The following is a 15,964-nucleotide window of genomic DNA, read 5'->3' on the forward strand; positions in this document are numbered from 1 at the left end:
TCAATCCCGTACATTTTTTACGCTTGACTCATTAATAGTTAATCCTAATTCTTTCGCTTTTTGTAAAATACGATCAGAAGTACTTAATTCTGCAACTTTTAATTGTAAGTCGCGGTTTGCTAATTGTTGTTCTTGTAATGAAGTTTCTATCACGCGAATTTCTTTATTAACATCGTAAATTGTAACATGATTAGATACTAAATGAATGGAGGAAAATGTAACCAATGCTAAAAATAGACCGATTAAAAGTTTTTCCCCTAACGTAATTCGTGCTTTTTTTCTAATTACGACATGTTGTTTACGGGTTGGTTGTTGTTGATGTTCATGATTACGTTGTATTTTATGGGCTAAATTACTCAACTTTTTTCCTCCTAATTATCCTTTATTTTTTCTGCAACTCTTAATTTGGCAGATCGTGCTCGGTTATTTCCTTCTAATTCTTCTTCAGACGGTATTATTGGTTTACGGTTAACTAGTTTTAAAATTGGTTGAAACTCCTCAGGAATAATTGGCAATCCTGGTGGTAAAGGTGGAATTTCACTTTTTTCTTTAAACGCCACTTTACAAATTCGATCTTCTAATGAATGGAACGTAATAACGGAAATTCTCCCACCAACTTTTGTTACATCAATAGCTTGTTTAATTGCATCTTCAAAAACACCAAGTTCATCATTAACAGCAATTCTAATAGCTTGGAACACTCTTTTGGCAGGATGACCACCTGTTCTTCTTGCAGGAGCTGGTATTCCTTCTTTAATAATGTCTACCAACTGGAGTGTCGTTTCTATTGGGGCACTTTTTCTATGCTCCTCAATTTTCCTTGCAATTTGTTTAGAAAACTTTTCTTCGCCATATTGAAAGAAAATTCTTACTAATTTCTCATACGGCCATTCATTTACGACGTGATAAGCAGTTAGTGAACTAGATTGGTCCATTCTCATATCTAACGATGCTTCGTGGTGGTAACTAAACCCTCTTTCTGGTGTGTCCAGTTGCGGTGAAGAAACACCTAAATCAAATAGAACACCATCTACTCTAGTAATTCCTATTTCATTTAGTTTTTCTTTTAAGTATTTAAAGTTACTTTTAATAAATGTAACCCGATCTAAGTATGGTTCAAGTACTTTCTTTGCATTATTAATTGCAATATCATCTTGATCAAATGCGATCAGTCTACCTGATCCGGAAAGTCTTTTTGCAATTTCGGAACTGTGGCCTGCGCCACCTAACGTACAGTCTACATATATTCCGTCCTCTTTTATATTTAATCCGTCTACTGCTTCATTAAGTAAAACTGTTATGTGGTGAAACATTTGTATTCACTGCCTTTCTAGCTGACAACATATTTTTTAGTTTCTCTTCCATCTATTTAGTATTGGTAGAGAGGAAGTTTATAAATCAAAATCGGCAAGATTTTCAGCAATTTCAGCAAACGAGTCTTCCGATTCCTCCACATAGCCTTCCCATTTATCTTTACTCCAAATCTCAATTCGATTCGAAACACCTATTACAACACATTCTTTCTCTAACCCAGCGTATTGTAATAGCGGTGAAGATATATTTACTCTTCCTTGTTTATCGAGTTCACATTCTGATGCACCTGAAAAGAAAAATCGTGTGAAAGCACGGGCATCTTTTTTAGTAAGTGGGAGTTCTTTGAGTTTTTCTTCTACATTTGTCCACTCGGACATGGGGTAACCGAATAGACAGTGGTCAAGACCTCTCGTCAAAACGAAAGCTTCTCCTAAATTTTCACGAAATTTAGCAGGAATAATCATTCTTCCTTTTGCATCGATTGTATGATGATATTCCCCCATAAACATCGGTCTTCCCCACTTTCATTCTACTTTGTACCACAATCCCCCACTTTTCACCACTTGCCTTTATTGTACTATTCTATAATTGAAAAAGAAATCCTTTTAACTTAAATTTTTTTCGTTTTTCATCTTTTTACAACATTTTTTGACATCGGCTCGAATTCACTGAAATGTTGGCTTTTTTTGTTATCGTTTATACAAAAATACGCAAGATTCTACGAACTGTTTGTTATTCGAGCAAATGCACGTTGGTTTTTGTCAAAAAGAAATAGGCTTGTTTTCTAAAGTTAGTCCGTTTCACTCACGGTTCTAAATCTATAAAAGGAAGCCTTATAACTATTCAGAACTAAAATCCCTATTTTCATTCACCATAGCGCAATTCCTTCACTTACAAAGATGGCTACCTGGATAATAGGCAAAAAAAAAGAATGTCCCAAAGAGGACATTCTTTTTATAGGAGTACTACCTTATGTTTTCCGTCATGCTTGAACGGTTTTTCGCAAATTCTATTTGGTAAATCTTTGCCGTACTTATTCATATAGTAATACACATTCATTATTCTTTCTTGTGGTGCGTTATTCGGTTTTAGCGCTAATTGGACTCTTTCGTATTTATTCATCAAATGTTGATGTTTTTCATATGCAGATCTTTCCATTAACGTTTTCATGTAATTAAATTCTTGATCTACCCTTAACCAATTTTTTTCGAAAACAGGTTGTAGATGTGGTACGATTTCTTCGCCAAGTTGTCGATATTTATGATGCATCTCTCTATATTCATTACTTAAAGAAAGAAGTGTTTCTTCCATCTTATTTAGTTCATTTTCATACAACCACAACTTTCTCTTTTCTTCAACACCTATATCTAGAGCCTCGTCTAGTGAAACATTCAACTCTTCTAATAAGGAGAATATTTCTCTCTCTAATAAAGTAAATGTTAATCTAGGAACGACAGGTGGCATTTCTATATTTATAGAGGAAAAAGCACCTTTTAACTCTGCCCAATAAGCTATTTCACCTGGCCCTGCAATAAATGCTAGTGTAGGTAATAATAACTCTTGCATAATAGGTCTTGTTACGACGTTATTTGAAAAAGTTTGTGGTGACTGTTCCACCTTACTAAATAGTTCTTCTAAAGAAAAGGAATTACCTTGTTCTGTATACGCTTGTTCTTTTTCTTCATTCCAATGTAGTAATCTCCGCTCTCCATCTATATGGATAAACATATTCATTGCAGTTGAAGGTATATCCAACGTTTCTGAATAGTTTAAGCTACTTAATTCTTTTTGTGTTTGAAGGACAGCATTCGTAATTTCTCTATTTTTTTTCATTAATAACGTAAAATAGGAACTTTCCATTTCCCTAACTTTTGAATCGGCTGCATTCATTAATACTAAACCTTGACTTTGAAACAGGTCAGAAACGATGAATGAGAAAAAGTCAACGTATGATTCGGATTGATTAATATAACTTTCTAATGATGCAACTAATTCTTTCGTATGCTCACTCTCTCCGAAACGATGAAACACATCTTGAACCCAAATGTTCATTGCTTGCTTATCGATTATTAAATCTGAAACCATCTTCTTACCAGCTAAAGGGTCATGAAAAGACTTTTTCTTTAAACGATTAAGCTCTTGAACGAACACATGGTTAATCTCTAGAAAATCATGATCTTCTCCTGCTATCCAAAATAATGGGATTACAGGCTTATTTAATAACTGTTCTTGCTCTTTCGCTAAGCATATAATGCTTATTATTTTCGATATCGTGTATAGTGGACCTGTTAACAACCCTGCCTGTTGACCTCCTACTACTACAACCGATTTCTCATCTAAAAGCGTTTCAATGTTTTCGAACGTTTTTTCTCCTGCATTGAATTGAAGATTGTATGCCCTTAAATATTCAACAAGCTCTTCCCGCTTAAACTCACGTTTTATAATATTGTCGTACCTTTCCTGATAACAATGATCAGAAAAAGGATTATATGTAAAAAAAGCTTGTAACTCTTCTTTACCATTTAAATAATCAGAAGAAAATTTATTAATAGTAGGAAGAGAGATAGCTAAAACATCCATGAAACTACTTCCTTTCTATTTCCAGGAGACTATATATTTTAAGTTAGTTCACTTAACTTAATGCTTTAACAATAGAAAAAAGACTGAAGTTTGATTATTGAAGTTAAAGTGAAATAATTCCACGTTGAAGTATAGCACTAATTTACAAATAATCAAAAAAATATGCTTATATCGAGAAAAGTTCTGTCATTCTTTTTATTAAACCAAAAAAAGCAAGGGAAAAGTATAAGAAAAAAAACAGTAAGAAATTTGTACGCCAAAAACCTTTCCAAACTTTTCTAAATTTAATTTCTTGATTAATTCGATAATGAACAAGAACGATGACAGTAGCAATGATGATAAGAACAATTAAAATAAGCCAAAGAAGAGAACGATCCCAAATAATAACGATTAAATAATGAACAGCTAATATGAAAAAAAAAGTAGAGTAATCAGTAGCCATTTGAAAGGAACGTTTATTATTCTTCGTAATGGACCTTGATATAAAATATAATAAGAACCATGTAAAAATTGGGATTGTAACAAAAGTAGCAATAATACTAGCAACCATATTAGACATTATATTTTTTCCCTTCCTTTATTCATTCATTCGAACATTTTCCATTCCTTTAAGAGCGTGATAAACAAAGTGTATAACCGGTAATTCTTTTTTCGCTTTTTTACCCTCTTGGAGAAGATAGCCTAATATCGCATCTACCTCTGTCTTTTTACCGGTTTCCATGTCTCGTAACATGGAGGAATGGTTTTTACTAGTGCTTGTACAAATTTTCGTTACATGGTTCCACATTTCCTCTTTTTTACCAAAATTTAATATTGAAAATGCTTCATTAAAGATCGTTTCCATTGTAATTAAATAATTTTTATTAGAAAGTAACTTACCGTTTTCAACTTTATATAAAGCAGTTAGTGGATTTATGACGGCATTGACTATTAATTTTTTTGCTAATATCGGATACCATTGTTTTTCCATCACGATTGGAAAATCTTTTAATTTGCTATCCCAGTTTTCAAAAAATAATGAAGTATGATGTTCATTGTAAGGAGCTACATTTGTTAACCCTTTACCAGTCAAATAGACTGTTGTATCATTTTCCTTTTTAGCTCCATGCTCAATAACTCCTACAAATATTTTATTTTGTTGTAATTCATGAAAATAGGTAATGTGATTCATTCCATTTTGCAAAAAAAGGATTGTTTTATTCTGATATTTTTTTAAGTTACGAATAATTGATTCTAAGGAGTACTGCTTTGCTGTTATGATTAGTACATCTTCATTTATTTCGGTTTCATCAGAAAAAAGTTCTACTTTTATTTTTTTATTCATTATTTGCTCGCCATCTATTAAAGTAACACCTTCCTTGTGAATAAGATTACGTTGTTCTTCACGTTTACAATATATTTTCACTCGAAAAATGTTAGCCAACTGATGAGCATATAATAGACCTGTTGCACCTGCACCAATAATTGCGATTTCCATTGGATAACTCCTCGTTCTTTTTTCCTAAAAAGTTTATAAATATTGTATCAAAGATCCTATAGGGTGATAATACTCTATTAGAAATTAATCTGAAAAACTTGTAAATTTTGTACATAATACAAAGTGATTTGTTCATGATTTTTACAGTCTACCCTGAAAATAGGCGTTTGGGAAAATAGCATATTATTATAGACAACTTTGTTTGTTATTATACGTTTTAACCTAGTCCGTTTCACTTCGCTGCAGACACTTGCTTTCCGCGGGGAGATGTCTAGCTCCAGCGCATTGGCCCTATCAAACTTCCCAGTCCGTCCGTACGATAAGTCAACATCAACTCAACTAACGTTTCGTTGTGTTTCCTTTATCTCCTACCGGACTGCTCCAGTTTGTACGGGCCAGATCGATGCGCTTCCGCTTTTCGTGGATTCGAGCCTCTTCGGCTGCGCCTGTGGGGTCTCGACCTTCCCTCTACCTCCCGCAGGACAAGGAAGGCTTCGGCAGCATTACATCGCACGAAGAAAATGCGATAGCATTTTCGAGGAGTCAAGTGTCTTCCGCTCCGTTCCACTCCCGGTTCTAAATCTAGAAAGTGAAAACCATTATACTGTTCTAAAATGAAATCCCTATTTTCATTCCTCATGGTGCAAAATTTCACTTGCATGAGTGTCTAACTTGATAATATGATAGTTGTTTTATGGTTGTCCGTTTCACTCCGTAGCTCAAAATCTAAGTTCCTATTTTTGTTCGCCTTGGTGCAAACTTTTAACTCACATAGTTTTAAACTTGGGATCTTGGCATGTTCATTTTTATCAAGCAGAAAAGAGTGCTCTTTTTTTATAAGAGCACTCTTTTTTCATTACACTGGATATACAGGATGTTTTCTTTCGCTAAATGTCATTTGTTTAGAAGAGTAATAGTCGAATCGTTTAATTAGTACACTCCTCAATTGAGATGGTTGGACTATTTCATCAACAATTAATTCTGAAGCTAGTTTATAAATATCGATTGTCTCTTTATACTCAGCATGCTTTTGTTGAACAAATGCCATTTTTTCTTTTATATCTTCTATTTCATTAATTTTATTTGAATAAACTGCGTTAACAGCAGCTTCTGGACCCATAACTGCTATTTGTGCGGTTGGTAAGGCGATACAACAGTCAGGTTCGAATGCTGGTCCTGCCATCGCATATAAACCTGCTCCGTAAGCTTTCCTAACTACAACTGATATTTTTGGAACAGTAGCGGAACTCATTGCCGCAATAAGTTTGGCACCGTGTCGAATAATACCTGCTCGCTCTACTTTTGTACCAATCATGAAACCTGGTACGTCTGCTAAAAATAAAAGCGGAATATGGAACGCATCACAAAGTTGAATAAACTTGGCTCCTTTATCCGCAGAGTCTACGAAAAGCACTCCACCTTTCACTTTCGGTTGGTTAGCAATAATCCCTACTACCCGGCCGTCCATTCGTGCAAGTCCAGTAATAAGCTCTGGTGCGAATAATTTTTTAATCTCAAAAAAACTTCCCTCATCGATTAGCTGGTCAATTGCTTCGTACATGTCAAAAGGAGCATTCTGATTTTCTGGTACTATTTCTGTTAAATTTCTTCCTTTTACAGGCTGTACTGACTGAATGTCTGCTGTTTTTTCTTTATAACTTGCAGGAAAATACGATAAATAGCGGCGGGCTTCCTTAATTGCCGATTCCTCATCATTTGCTAACACATCACCGCAGCCACTAACAGTGCAATGCATTCTAGCTCCGCCCATTTCCTCTAGCGTTACTTTTTCACCAATTACTTTTTCCGCCATACGCGGTGAACCTAAATACATAGATGCATTTCCATCAACCATGATAACAATATCACAAAAAGCAGGAATATAAGCACCACCAGCTGCCGATGGACCAAATAAAACACATATTTGTGGCACCATTCCAGAAAGCTTTACCTGGTTGTAAAAAATTTTACCCGCACCACGTCTATTAGGAAACATATCTAATTGATCTGTAATTCTCGCTCCAGCTGAGTCTACTAAGTATAGGATAGGGACTTTTAATTTTTCCGCTGTTTCTTGAATTCTAATAATTTTTTCTACTGTTCTAGCACCCCAAGAACCAGCTTTAACTGTCGAATCATTAGCCATAACACAGACAGTTTGTCCATTAACCTTACCTACTCCCGTTACTACTCCGTCTGCCGGAAGACCTTGTGCTTGATTATTAGCAAAAAAGCCGTCTTCTTCATACTCACCGTTATCAAATAAAAGAGCGAGTCGATCTCTTACAAACATCTTCCCCTGTTCTTTTAACTTTTCATGATATTTTGGTTGTCCACCTCTTTTTATTTCGCCTACTATTTCTTCAAATCTTTTTAGTTGGTCGTTCATTTATTCCATCCCCTTAAACGTTATGTAAAGTTATTACTCTAACTCTAGTAATACATCGCCTTCGTTGACAAAATCGCCTTCGGATACAGATATCGATTTAACCGTTCCACTCTCCACTACTTCTAAAGGAATTTCCATTTTCATAGATTCTAAAATGATTACTGTTTGCCCAGCTTCTACATTATTCCCTGCTTCCACTAATACTTTCCATACTGTTCCGGCCATAGACGCTTCCACTTTTTTCATTTTCTATTCCTCCTACTTATGTCAAAAGATTACTTATTTATGTTCATCAGATTACTTACAAAATTAGTTGAGTATTTTCCATCTTTAAACGATTCCTCGGATAAACTTGCAATTAAAAATGGGATATTAGTATTAATTCCTGTTATGGAGACTTTCTCTAAATAGTTAAGTGACTTTTCTATACAAGCTTCTCTAGAACTTGCAGTTACTATAATTTTTGCGATTAATGGATCGTAAAAAGGTGTAACTTTTAAGTTCGAACCATACCCACTATCAATTCTAACATTTTCCTCTACAGGAAAATTCCAATCTACAATTTGTCCAGGTGAAGGGAAAAATTTAACTGGATCTTCTGCGTACACCCTATATTCTATCGAATGTCCATTAACATTAATGTCATTTTGGGATAAAGGAATTTTTTCGCCATTAGCAATTAATATTTGCCATTCAACGAGGTCAATTCCTGTTATTTCTTCTGAAATAGCATGCTCAACTTGTAATCTTGTGTTCATCTCTAAAAAGTAGAAATTATTATTTTCATCCATAATAAACTCTACTGTACCTGCATTATAATAATTTACTTGTTTCGCTGCATTTACCGCTGCCTCATAAAGTTTACTACGAACTTCCTCTGGTAAATGAGGGCTAGTAGCTTCTTCGATTACTTTTTGATTTCTTCTTTGTACAGAGCAATTACGTTCGTGTAAATGGAGAACGTTCCCGTAGCTATCGCCAACTATTTGCACTTCGATATGACGTGCATTTCCTATATACTTTTCAATAAATAGGTCATCATTATTGAAGTATGCTTTTGCACGTTTTTTCGTTTCTTCAAACTGCAGACGAATGTCCTCACTGTTTTCACACTTATGCATCCCAATTCCTCCTCCGCCACCACTTGCTTTTAACATGACAGGGAATCCTATTGTTTCAGCTAACGAATAAGCTTCCTCCACACTCGTTAAAGGCTTATCTGAGCCTGGGATAACTGGAACGTTTGCTTTAATCATTTCAAGACGTGATTGCAGTTTATCCCCCATTAACCGAATCACATCACTTGACGGCCCAATAAAAATAAATCCGTTTTCACGCACTTCTCTAGCAAAAGCACTGTTTTCACTCAAAAAGCCATAGCCAGGATGTATTCCATCTACCTTTTCTTCTCTCGCTACTTTTATAATTTGCTCCATATTTAAATACGATTGTTGCGGATGTGCGCCACCTATATGGTGTGCACTTGTAGCTAAAGTTACATATGGCATATCTTTATCGGCTTCCGAAAAAACGGCCACCGTTTCTATCCCTAAATTTCTACAAGTACGAATGACTCTTTCAGCAATTTCTCCTCTGTTCGCGATTAAAATTTTTTGCAATGAAAGTACCCCTCTCTTTAAAGCTACAAAAAATATTGGCCATCATTTATTTATTTCTACATAAACTGATGTATTCCTTCTTTGTTTTGCAAACGCTTACGTAAATAATTGCAGAATGTTTTGTTTTTTTGTTGTATAATAAATGTATGAAAATAGATAACATTCGATATGATTAATGGAGACCTTACTTTCCAGTTATATGTTAGTCATATAAAATGTATGTTTAGACAATCAAAGGGGGATTTTTTATGACTGTACAAAAACTATCCATCAATTATAAAACGTTAGAAGAATTTAAACAGTTTAGAGAATATGGATTACAAGAACTGTCCATGTTAGAAGATTTACAAGCAAACATTATCGAAAACGATAGCGAGTCTCCTTTTTACGGCATTTATTACGGTGAAAAACTTGTTGCTAGAATGAGTCTTTACCGTAAAGATAAAAGATTCGATCAGTACTTCGAGCCAAAACAAGATTATGTAGAGCTTTGGAAATTAGAAGTAATACAAAAATATCAAAATAAAGGGTTCGGTCGTGAGCTTGTTGAATTCGCAAAAAGCTTCGGCTTACCTATTAAAACAAACCCTAGAGTAAAAAGTGATGCTTTTTGGACAAAAATGGGCTTTACTCCTGTTCATTATAATATGGAGCGTGATTTAGGTGAAAATCCACTTGTATGGTATCCAGAAGGAGTCTCCGCTCAAAGCACTGAAGAGTTAGAAGCTTAATTAAGCACACTTACGAAAACCATTAAAGGATGAATAAAGGTTAGACCGTGTTTAGGTCTAACCTTTATTTTATTTCTCCACTTTCTCTAAACTTCCAATTCGATCTAATTGAAATTTAACTTTATTCTTTTCTTCTTCCTGTAAAACAACCATTTTTCTTGCACGATCCATAATTTCAATTAATGCTTTATAATCTTCCTCCACTAATTGTACAGAACGTTCAAGTTCCTCTTTTCTTTCAGTAAGTAATTGCAAATCGTGTTCTAGCTTCATTACTGTTTTTTTCAAAGTATCGTTTTCTTCTCTTAAGTTTATAAATTTTTGTTCTACTTCTTCTAACTCTTGTAAGTAGGCAATTACTTTCGGAATAGAAAGAGATGCTGTTTTATCGCCTTCTTCTTGATTTTCCACCCATTTTTGAACTGGAGCAGCACTTGTTTCTTGTTCTAATTTTAATTCTTTTCTTTGCTTTTTAGCCAATTCAATACCTGTTTTATATTGTTTTCTCACATAAGAATTCCATCTAAATCCACATGCTGCAGATGTTCTTGATAATTTTCTTCCAACCTCTTCAAACGCAGCTAATTGTGTTCCACCTTCTCGTATATATCTTAAGACCACTTCGGCTAAATACATATCTTCGTCTTGTGTCCAAGCATCTTGTCGAACCGTTGTCATTTTGGAATCCCCCTAACACACTTTTTATCCTATACATATGCAATAAATAGAAAAGATAGACTAAAAGGATATACAAAAAGGTAGGAGAATTCCGTTATTCAGCACGACGAAAATGGGCAAATGTGAAACTTTTACGAGGGATTTACCTTTTTTATTGTTAGTTACCTCCCTGTTGTTGCCCGATCTCTTATTTATTTAAAAAACTTTGAACAGCTTCATGGTGTTCATCTCGTGCCCATAACATAGCACAAGTATTAATTTCTTCAGCCATTCTTTCTTGAACATTGCTAAACACCCACTTTTTAATGAGAGCGCTTTTATAACTACGCAAAACATTAGCTGATTGTACAAGCTGGTTATCTATATATTCACTTTGTTGTTGACGGGTGCTTAAAGGTTGCATTGATTGAATAAAATGAAGATGTTTGGCCATCTCTACATTATATATTTTACCTGAATATAATAAGGTTAAGGCGTCGGCGGGTTGAAGTTTTTCCATTAGCATTGTAGCTCCTCCCCAGCCAGTTGTAATTCCTAAATTCCCTTGAACAAATCCTATCTTCACATTATTATGTAACGCTACTCTTATATCACACGCACTAGCAATTTCACATCCACCACCGACTGCGGTTCCGTTTAGTAAAGCAAATGTTGGGATAGGCAAGGTTAATAACTCATATAATATGTTACCCATTTTAGACAGCATGGAGTATGCTTCTTCTTTTGTTTTCAAGCGATGAAATACTGTTAAGTCTCCGCCTGAGCAAAAAGCTTTATCCCCTGTTCCTGTAATGACAAACCCTCTAATAGAGTCATTTGTTTTTGCAATCTGTATTGCCCTATTTAATTGTTCCATAACATCATAGTCAATAGCATTTCTTTTATCTGGTCTGTTAATAACGAACCATAAAAAATGATATTCATCAATATGTACGATTGTTTTATTAGTATTATCCATCCCTACTATTCCCCCTTTTTACTTACTATAAGAAACATGATTGAACGAACACAAGTATGTATTTATAATTTTACTTACACAAAAAGCACAAGACATTTGCCTTGTGCTTTTTTGTGTAAAGGATTTATATCCTCATTATTTATTTACTACTTCTTTCCCTTTGTAAGTACCGCAAGCTTTACATACGCGGTGTGCTAATTTCGCTTCACCACAGCTTGGGCATGCTACCATACCAGGAACTTGTAGTTTAAAATGTGTACGACGTTTTCTTTTCGCAGTTTTAGACGTTCTTCTAAAAGGTACAGCCATTCTTCCCACCTCCTTAAAGAGTGTATCATTCATTTCCTTTTTTAGCTACTCATCTTTTTTTTCAAAGAATTTTGCTAGACCTGCTAATCTTGGATCAATTTTGTCTCCTTGTTCTTCTTCTTCAACAACACTCCAACCTTTACCAGATTGTGGTGCTGCACCTTCTTCATTTATAGAATCAGCATAGATTTGCATCGGTATTTCGAGAAGAATATTTTCCTTAATAATAGGAATTAAATCAACAACATCTCCTTGAAGAACATGAATTTCTTCATCTTCTTCAGTATAACTAGCAGTTTCAAATAAAAAGGTTTCCTTCGTTTCAATTGTAAAAGGAAAGTTCACATCTACTAACGTTCTTGTACAAGGTAAAATCATCGTACCTTCTATTTTAAGATGGAACGTAGCTTTTTTAGAACTTAAATCAGCTCGACCTGTTACATGCACAGGACTAATAGACCGAATAGATGAATCAACGGCAGTAATGTCGTTCAAATCAACTGTTTCATCGATATATAATCCTTTATGTGTAAAAAGGTTTAGCTGCATTAATGACCATTTCAACAATATAATCACCTCAAGGCAACAAAAGTAATTATAGCTTCCGTAGATTTATTTGTCAATATTTTTTCTTTACAGTATAATGTTGTCTAATAATATTTGAAATTATTGCAACAGTTAAATACTACCAAAAACGATCATGATAAGGAGTATATGATGGAAGCTTTAGGAGTTATTGTAGAATACAACCCTTTTCATAACGGACATTTATATCATTTACAGCAATCGAAAAACTTAACAAACCCAGATGTTGTCATTGCCGTAATGAGCGGACAATTTTTACAACGAGGTGAGCCTGCACTCGTTTCTAAATGGGAAAGAACAAAAATGGCACTACTAAATGGGATTGACATCGTCGTTGAATTACCATATGCATTTGCCACTCAGAAAGCAGAGGTGTTTGCTACTGGTGCTGTCTCTATTCTCTCAGAATTACGAGTAGATTCATTTTGTTTCGGTAGTGAACAAGGTAATATTGAAGACTTTAATCGGACGGTGCAGTTAATGGGAGAAAAAAGTGATCCCTATCATTCCTCAGTACAAAAATACATAAAGGAAGGTAACAGCTATCCGAAAGCATCATCTCTCGCCTTTTCAGAAACTTTTCAAAATGAAAATGTAATCGATCTAACGCAGCCTAATAATATATTAGGTTTCCATTATGTTAAAGCAGTATTAGAACTAGGAAGTCCTATTCAACCTTTTACAATTGGGAGAACTACTGCCGGTTACCATGATGAGCAACTCTATCCATCGAACATTGCTAGTGCCACTGCAATTAGAAAGCATTTATTTGAGACAAATAGAGAGATACAACATGTTCAAGATTATGTACCAGCTCCCACCTTTTCTGTTCTCCAACAAATAAAATCGTTTCATCGCTGGGAAGACTATTATTCACTTTTAAAATATAAAATTTTATGTAGTACTCCTGAACAATTAAGAACTTTTTATGAAGTCGAAGAAGGTATTGAATATAGGTTACAGGAATGTATGAAAAAAAGCAAAACTTTTCAGGAATTTATGACTATGTTAAAAACGAAAAGATATACATGGACAAGATTACAACGGATGTGTACTCATATTTTAACAAATACAACGAAGGACGAAATGAAAAGGGTAACAGAAAAAAAGGAATATAGTTATGTACGATTATTAGGAATGTCGAAAGCAGGTCAACATTACTTACGAGAAATCAAAAAAGATATAACTATACCTATTATTTCTAATGTAGCGTCATTTAGCGATGATGGGTTAGCACTAGATAAAAAGGCCACTATCGCTTATTCTATACCGCTCAGTGAGCCAGAGAGAAGCGCGTTTATTCATAAGGAGTTTTCTCAGCCTCCGATTCGCTTTGATGAGGAATTAAGAAAGTTTGTTTGAACCAAAAAGTCCTATAATCAGCAGAAACTGACTTTAGGACTTTTTGGTCATTATTTAAATCGTAGTGAGTTGGAAACTTTTCATTATAGTGTCTGGACATATTTCATTTAAACGTAATAAAGGTGTACTATAGTGGAAAATTATAAGTTAATTTTTCGGCTGTAAGTCTTTTAAATAATTTAGTGCATCATCAAAAGTGTTCACTGGGACGATTACCATTTTAGTGCCAATGTCTTCAGCTGCAGCCACTGCCTCGTTATAATTAGAATTTTCTGCTCCATTTTCATATGGTGCAAAGAAGTAGTCAACTCCAGACTTATGTGCTGCATATACTTTTTGTTTAGCTCCACCAATACGACCTACTTCTCCATTTTGATTGATTGTACCAGTACCTGCAATTTTATAGCCTTTTGCTATATCTTCGTCCATTAGCTGATTATAAATTTCTAAAGAGAACATTAAGCCTGCAGAGGGGCCGCCAATTTTTGCTGAGTCAATTTCAACGTTAGGTGAAGTTGTAATTTCTAAATCGGTAACGAGTTGTATTCCGACACCTGCCCTTTCTGGTTCATCTGGGAATGGCTGTAAAGTTATTGGAACTGTATCAACCTCATCATCTCTAACAAAAGTAACGTTTAGCGTATCTCCTACTGCTTTTTCCCCTACCAGCCCCATAAAAACATCTGAATTTGGTGTTTCTATACCATCAACTTCCACTATTCTATCACCTATTTGTAATAAATCTGCTGCTGGCATATTGGCGACAGTTCTTAATACATATACACCTTTAGATATTATATTTACTTCTTTATCGGCTCTTTCATAAGCAACTTTTATCGCCGTTTCTTTCGAATCTTCCATGTAATATAATTGACGATGGTTGTATTCTTGATCTGTTTCCCCTTCACTTCTAATTTGCTCTAATGGATAAATAAATTGATATTCATCCCATTTTGCCATTAAGTATGTAAATATATTTGCCTTACTCATTTTTACTGTTGTTAACATAAACCTGCCTTCATCTTCATAACGATCTTCTACCATTACGATAGGCCTTAAATCTTGTGCATATCCTGGCCTCGTCACATAATAAGGTAAAGTAATAAAATTTAAAATAACTGCTAAAATAATTCCTACAACTAATGCTCTTCCATATATCCTTTTATTTTTCATCCACTTGTCGCTCCTTCCAGTTTTCCACTGCTTGCCGAATAAAGGGAATGTGCTTTCTCATTTCCTCTTCCCCGATTTGGATAATTTCTTCAATATTTGTAAATGCACGTGAGCTATAATGAGCAACAGGCGGCCGGACCATCACATCTGCCTCTAATTCGCTTTTTTTTACTAATTCATTTTGCATAATATCAATTGTTTGTAAGATTACATCAAAAATGGAATCTATTCCTTCATTCGTTTTAACGTAAGAAACATCAATTGCAACAACGATATCTGCCCCCATCTCTTTAACAACACTAGCAGGTACCCGATCAACCACGCCTCCATCGACAAGCAACCTTCCATCTAATTCTACAGGTACAAATATTCCTGGAATAGAAATACTCGCTCTAACAGCATCCGCAATTGGACCTTTTGTAAAAACAACCTTTTCTGCAGTTTCAATATCGGTTGCAATAACAGCAAATGGGATTGCTAAATCTTCTATATTTTGACCTTTCGAAAACATGTGAATAAGCTGTTTTACACGATTCCCACTAATAAACCCCATTTTCGGAACGGTAAAATCTAAATAGTATTTCCGCTGAAATGCTTTTGCTATTTTGTACATGCTTTCCATTTCATGTCCGACAGCATATAAACTTCCTACAAGAGCACCCATGCTACAGCCGGCCAGTAAGCTAACAGGTATATTTTCTTCTTGCAGTACTTTTAATGCACCTAAATGGGCAAAACCTCTAGCTCCTCCTGATCCTAACGCTAACCCTATCGTCGGTTCTCTCAACA

General features: G+C 34.8%; 17 protein-coding genes. 2 read left to right on the forward strand and 15 right to left on the reverse strand.

The window, feature by feature from the left end:
* The 9 genes from ftsL to O1A01_RS15840 form a co-directional block, all read right to left on the reverse strand.
* A complete protein-coding gene (ftsL, locus tag O1A01_RS15800; protein ID WP_066417640.1) occupies positions 1 to 360 on the reverse strand; it encodes a cell division protein FtsL in 360 nt (119 codons plus the stop codon).
* An 11-nt stretch (positions 361 to 371) separates the two neighbouring features.
* Positions 372 to 1,313 (reverse strand): 16S rRNA (cytosine(1402)-N(4))-methyltransferase RsmH, encoded by a 942-nt coding sequence (rsmH, locus tag O1A01_RS15805; protein WP_066417642.1) that lies wholly within the window; start codon positions 1,311 to 1,313, stop codon positions 372 to 374.
* Positions 1,314 to 1,391: 78 nt separating this feature from the next.
* Entirely contained in the window at positions 1,392 to 1,823 is a 432-nt protein-coding gene (gene mraZ, locus O1A01_RS15810; RefSeq protein ID WP_066417645.1) for a division/cell wall cluster transcriptional repressor MraZ, read from the reverse strand.
* Between the two features lie 445 nt (positions 1,824 to 2,268).
* Complete coding sequence (bshC, locus tag O1A01_RS15815) at positions 2,269 to 3,894, reverse strand: bacillithiol biosynthesis cysteine-adding enzyme BshC (protein WP_066417648.1); 1,626 nt, start codon at positions 3,892 to 3,894, stop codon at positions 2,269 to 2,271.
* A 166-nt stretch (positions 3,895 to 4,060) separates the two neighbouring features.
* Positions 4,061 to 4,453, reverse strand: a complete 393-nt coding sequence (locus O1A01_RS15820) for a DUF3397 domain-containing protein (protein WP_066417651.1) — start codon at positions 4,451 to 4,453, stop codon at positions 4,061 to 4,063.
* A gap of 18 nt (positions 4,454 to 4,471) precedes the next feature.
* Positions 4,472 to 5,371: a 2-dehydropantoate 2-reductase gene (locus O1A01_RS15825; RefSeq protein WP_270064477.1), complete on the reverse strand. Its 900-nt coding sequence runs from the start codon at positions 5,369 to 5,371 to the stop codon at positions 4,472 to 4,474.
* A gap of 856 nt (positions 5,372 to 6,227) precedes the next feature.
* Positions 6,228 to 7,760 carry an acyl-CoA carboxylase subunit beta gene (locus tag O1A01_RS15830; RefSeq protein ID WP_066420977.1) on the reverse strand — a complete coding sequence of 511 codons (1,533 nt, stop codon included), beginning with the start codon at positions 7,758 to 7,760 and terminating at the stop codon, positions 6,228 to 6,230.
* Positions 7,761 to 7,793: 33 nt separating this feature from the next.
* Entirely contained in the window at positions 7,794 to 8,006 is a 213-nt protein-coding gene (locus O1A01_RS15835; protein ID WP_066420979.1) for an acetyl-CoA carboxylase biotin carboxyl carrier protein subunit, read from the reverse strand.
* 29 nt (positions 8,007 to 8,035) lie between these two features.
* Positions 8,036 to 9,379 (reverse strand): acetyl-CoA carboxylase biotin carboxylase subunit, encoded by a 1,344-nt coding sequence (locus tag O1A01_RS15840; protein WP_270064478.1) that lies wholly within the window; start codon positions 9,377 to 9,379, stop codon positions 8,036 to 8,038.
* 248 nt (positions 9,380 to 9,627) lie between these two features.
* Here O1A01_RS15840 and O1A01_RS15845 point away from each other — a divergent pair, with 248 nt between their 5' ends.
* Complete coding sequence (locus O1A01_RS15845) at positions 9,628 to 10,110, forward strand: N-acetyltransferase (protein ID WP_066420983.1); 483 nt, start codon at positions 9,628 to 9,630, stop codon at positions 10,108 to 10,110.
* Between the two features lie 69 nt (positions 10,111 to 10,179).
* Here the strand turns inward: O1A01_RS15845 and O1A01_RS15850 are convergent, their stop codons facing one another.
* The 4 genes from O1A01_RS15850 to O1A01_RS15865 all read right to left on the reverse strand — a co-directional run bounded on the left by O1A01_RS15850 (position 10,180) and on the right by O1A01_RS15865 (position 12,619).
* The gene (locus O1A01_RS15850) at positions 10,180 to 10,788 is read right to left on the reverse strand and encodes an RsfA family transcriptional regulator (protein ID WP_066420985.1); all 609 of its coding nucleotides are present in this window, start codon (positions 10,786 to 10,788) and stop codon (positions 10,180 to 10,182) included.
* A 187-nt stretch (positions 10,789 to 10,975) separates the two neighbouring features.
* On the reverse strand, positions 10,976 to 11,746 hold the full coding sequence (locus O1A01_RS15855; RefSeq protein ID WP_066420987.1) for an enoyl-CoA hydratase/isomerase family protein: 771 nt from the start codon (positions 11,744 to 11,746) through the stop codon (positions 10,976 to 10,978).
* Between the two features lie 135 nt (positions 11,747 to 11,881).
* Positions 11,882 to 12,055 (reverse strand): 50S ribosomal protein L32, encoded by a 174-nt coding sequence (rpmF, locus tag O1A01_RS15860; protein WP_066420989.1) that lies wholly within the window; start codon positions 12,053 to 12,055, stop codon positions 11,882 to 11,884.
* A 45-nt stretch (positions 12,056 to 12,100) separates the two neighbouring features.
* Positions 12,101 to 12,619, reverse strand: coding sequence for a YceD family protein (locus O1A01_RS15865; RefSeq protein WP_066420993.1), 519 nt, complete (start codon positions 12,617 to 12,619; stop codon positions 12,101 to 12,103).
* A gap of 150 nt (positions 12,620 to 12,769) precedes the next feature.
* Between O1A01_RS15865 and O1A01_RS15870 the strand changes: the two genes are divergently transcribed.
* The gene (locus tag O1A01_RS15870; protein WP_328225372.1) at positions 12,770 to 14,002 is read left to right on the forward strand and encodes a nucleotidyltransferase; all 1,233 of its coding nucleotides are present in this window, start codon (positions 12,770 to 12,772) and stop codon (positions 14,000 to 14,002) included.
* 147 nt (positions 14,003 to 14,149) lie between these two features.
* Here the strand turns inward: O1A01_RS15870 and O1A01_RS15875 are convergent, their stop codons facing one another.
* A complete protein-coding gene (locus O1A01_RS15875) occupies positions 14,150 to 15,175 on the reverse strand; it encodes a SepM family pheromone-processing serine protease (protein WP_066420995.1) in 1,026 nt (341 codons plus the stop codon).
* Entirely contained in the window at positions 15,165 to 15,962 is a 798-nt protein-coding gene (locus O1A01_RS15880; protein WP_066420996.1) for a patatin-like phospholipase family protein, read from the reverse strand. The genes O1A01_RS15875 and O1A01_RS15880 overlap by 11 nt, the downstream gene beginning before the upstream one ends.
* Positions 15,963 to 15,964: the final 2 nt, after the last annotated feature.

The sequence above is a fragment of the Sutcliffiella sp. NC1 genome (genome assembly GCF_027594365.1).
Classification (GTDB): domain Bacteria; phylum Bacillota; class Bacilli; order Bacillales; family Bacillaceae_I; genus Sutcliffiella; species Sutcliffiella cohnii.

Excerpts from the sequence above, each read along its gene's own strand:
- O1A01_RS15820 (WP_066417651.1), bottom strand. The coding sequence starts at position 4,453 with ATGTCTAATATGGTTGCTAGTATTATTGCTACTTTTGTTACAATCCCA.
- O1A01_RS15845 (WP_066420983.1), top strand. The coding sequence starts at position 9,628 with ATGACTGTACAAAAACTATCCATCAATTATAAAACGTTAGAAGAATTT.
- O1A01_RS15825 (WP_270064477.1), bottom strand. The coding sequence starts at position 5,371 with ATGGAAATCGCAATTATTGGTGCAGGTGCAACAGGTCTATTATATGCT.
- rsmH (WP_066417642.1), bottom strand. The coding sequence starts at position 1,313 with ATGTTTCACCACATAACAGTTTTACTTAATGAAGCAGTAGACGGATTA.
- O1A01_RS15870 (WP_328225372.1), top strand. The coding sequence starts at position 12,770 with ATGATGGAAGCTTTAGGAGTTATTGTAGAATACAACCCTTTTCATAAC.
- O1A01_RS15835 (WP_066420979.1), bottom strand. The coding sequence starts at position 8,006 with ATGAAAAAAGTGGAAGCGTCTATGGCCGGAACAGTATGGAAAGTATTA.
- mraZ (WP_066417645.1), bottom strand. The coding sequence starts at position 1,823 with ATGTTTATGGGGGAATATCATCATACAATCGATGCAAAAGGAAGAATG.
- O1A01_RS15855 (WP_066420987.1), bottom strand. The coding sequence starts at position 11,746 with ATGGATAATACTAATAAAACAATCGTACATATTGATGAATATCATTTT.
- bshC (WP_066417648.1), bottom strand. The coding sequence starts at position 3,894 with ATGGATGTTTTAGCTATCTCTCTTCCTACTATTAATAAATTTTCTTCT.
- O1A01_RS15830 (WP_066420977.1), bottom strand. The coding sequence starts at position 7,760 with ATGAACGACCAACTAAAAAGATTTGAAGAAATAGTAGGCGAAATAAAA.
- O1A01_RS15850 (WP_066420985.1), bottom strand. The coding sequence starts at position 10,788 with ATGACAACGGTTCGACAAGATGCTTGGACACAAGACGAAGATATGTAT.
- O1A01_RS15875 (WP_066420995.1), bottom strand. The coding sequence starts at position 15,175 with ATGAAAAATAAAAGGATATATGGAAGAGCATTAGTTGTAGGAATTATT.
- rpmF (WP_066420989.1), bottom strand. The coding sequence starts at position 12,055 with ATGGCTGTACCTTTTAGAAGAACGTCTAAAACTGCGAAAAGAAAACGT.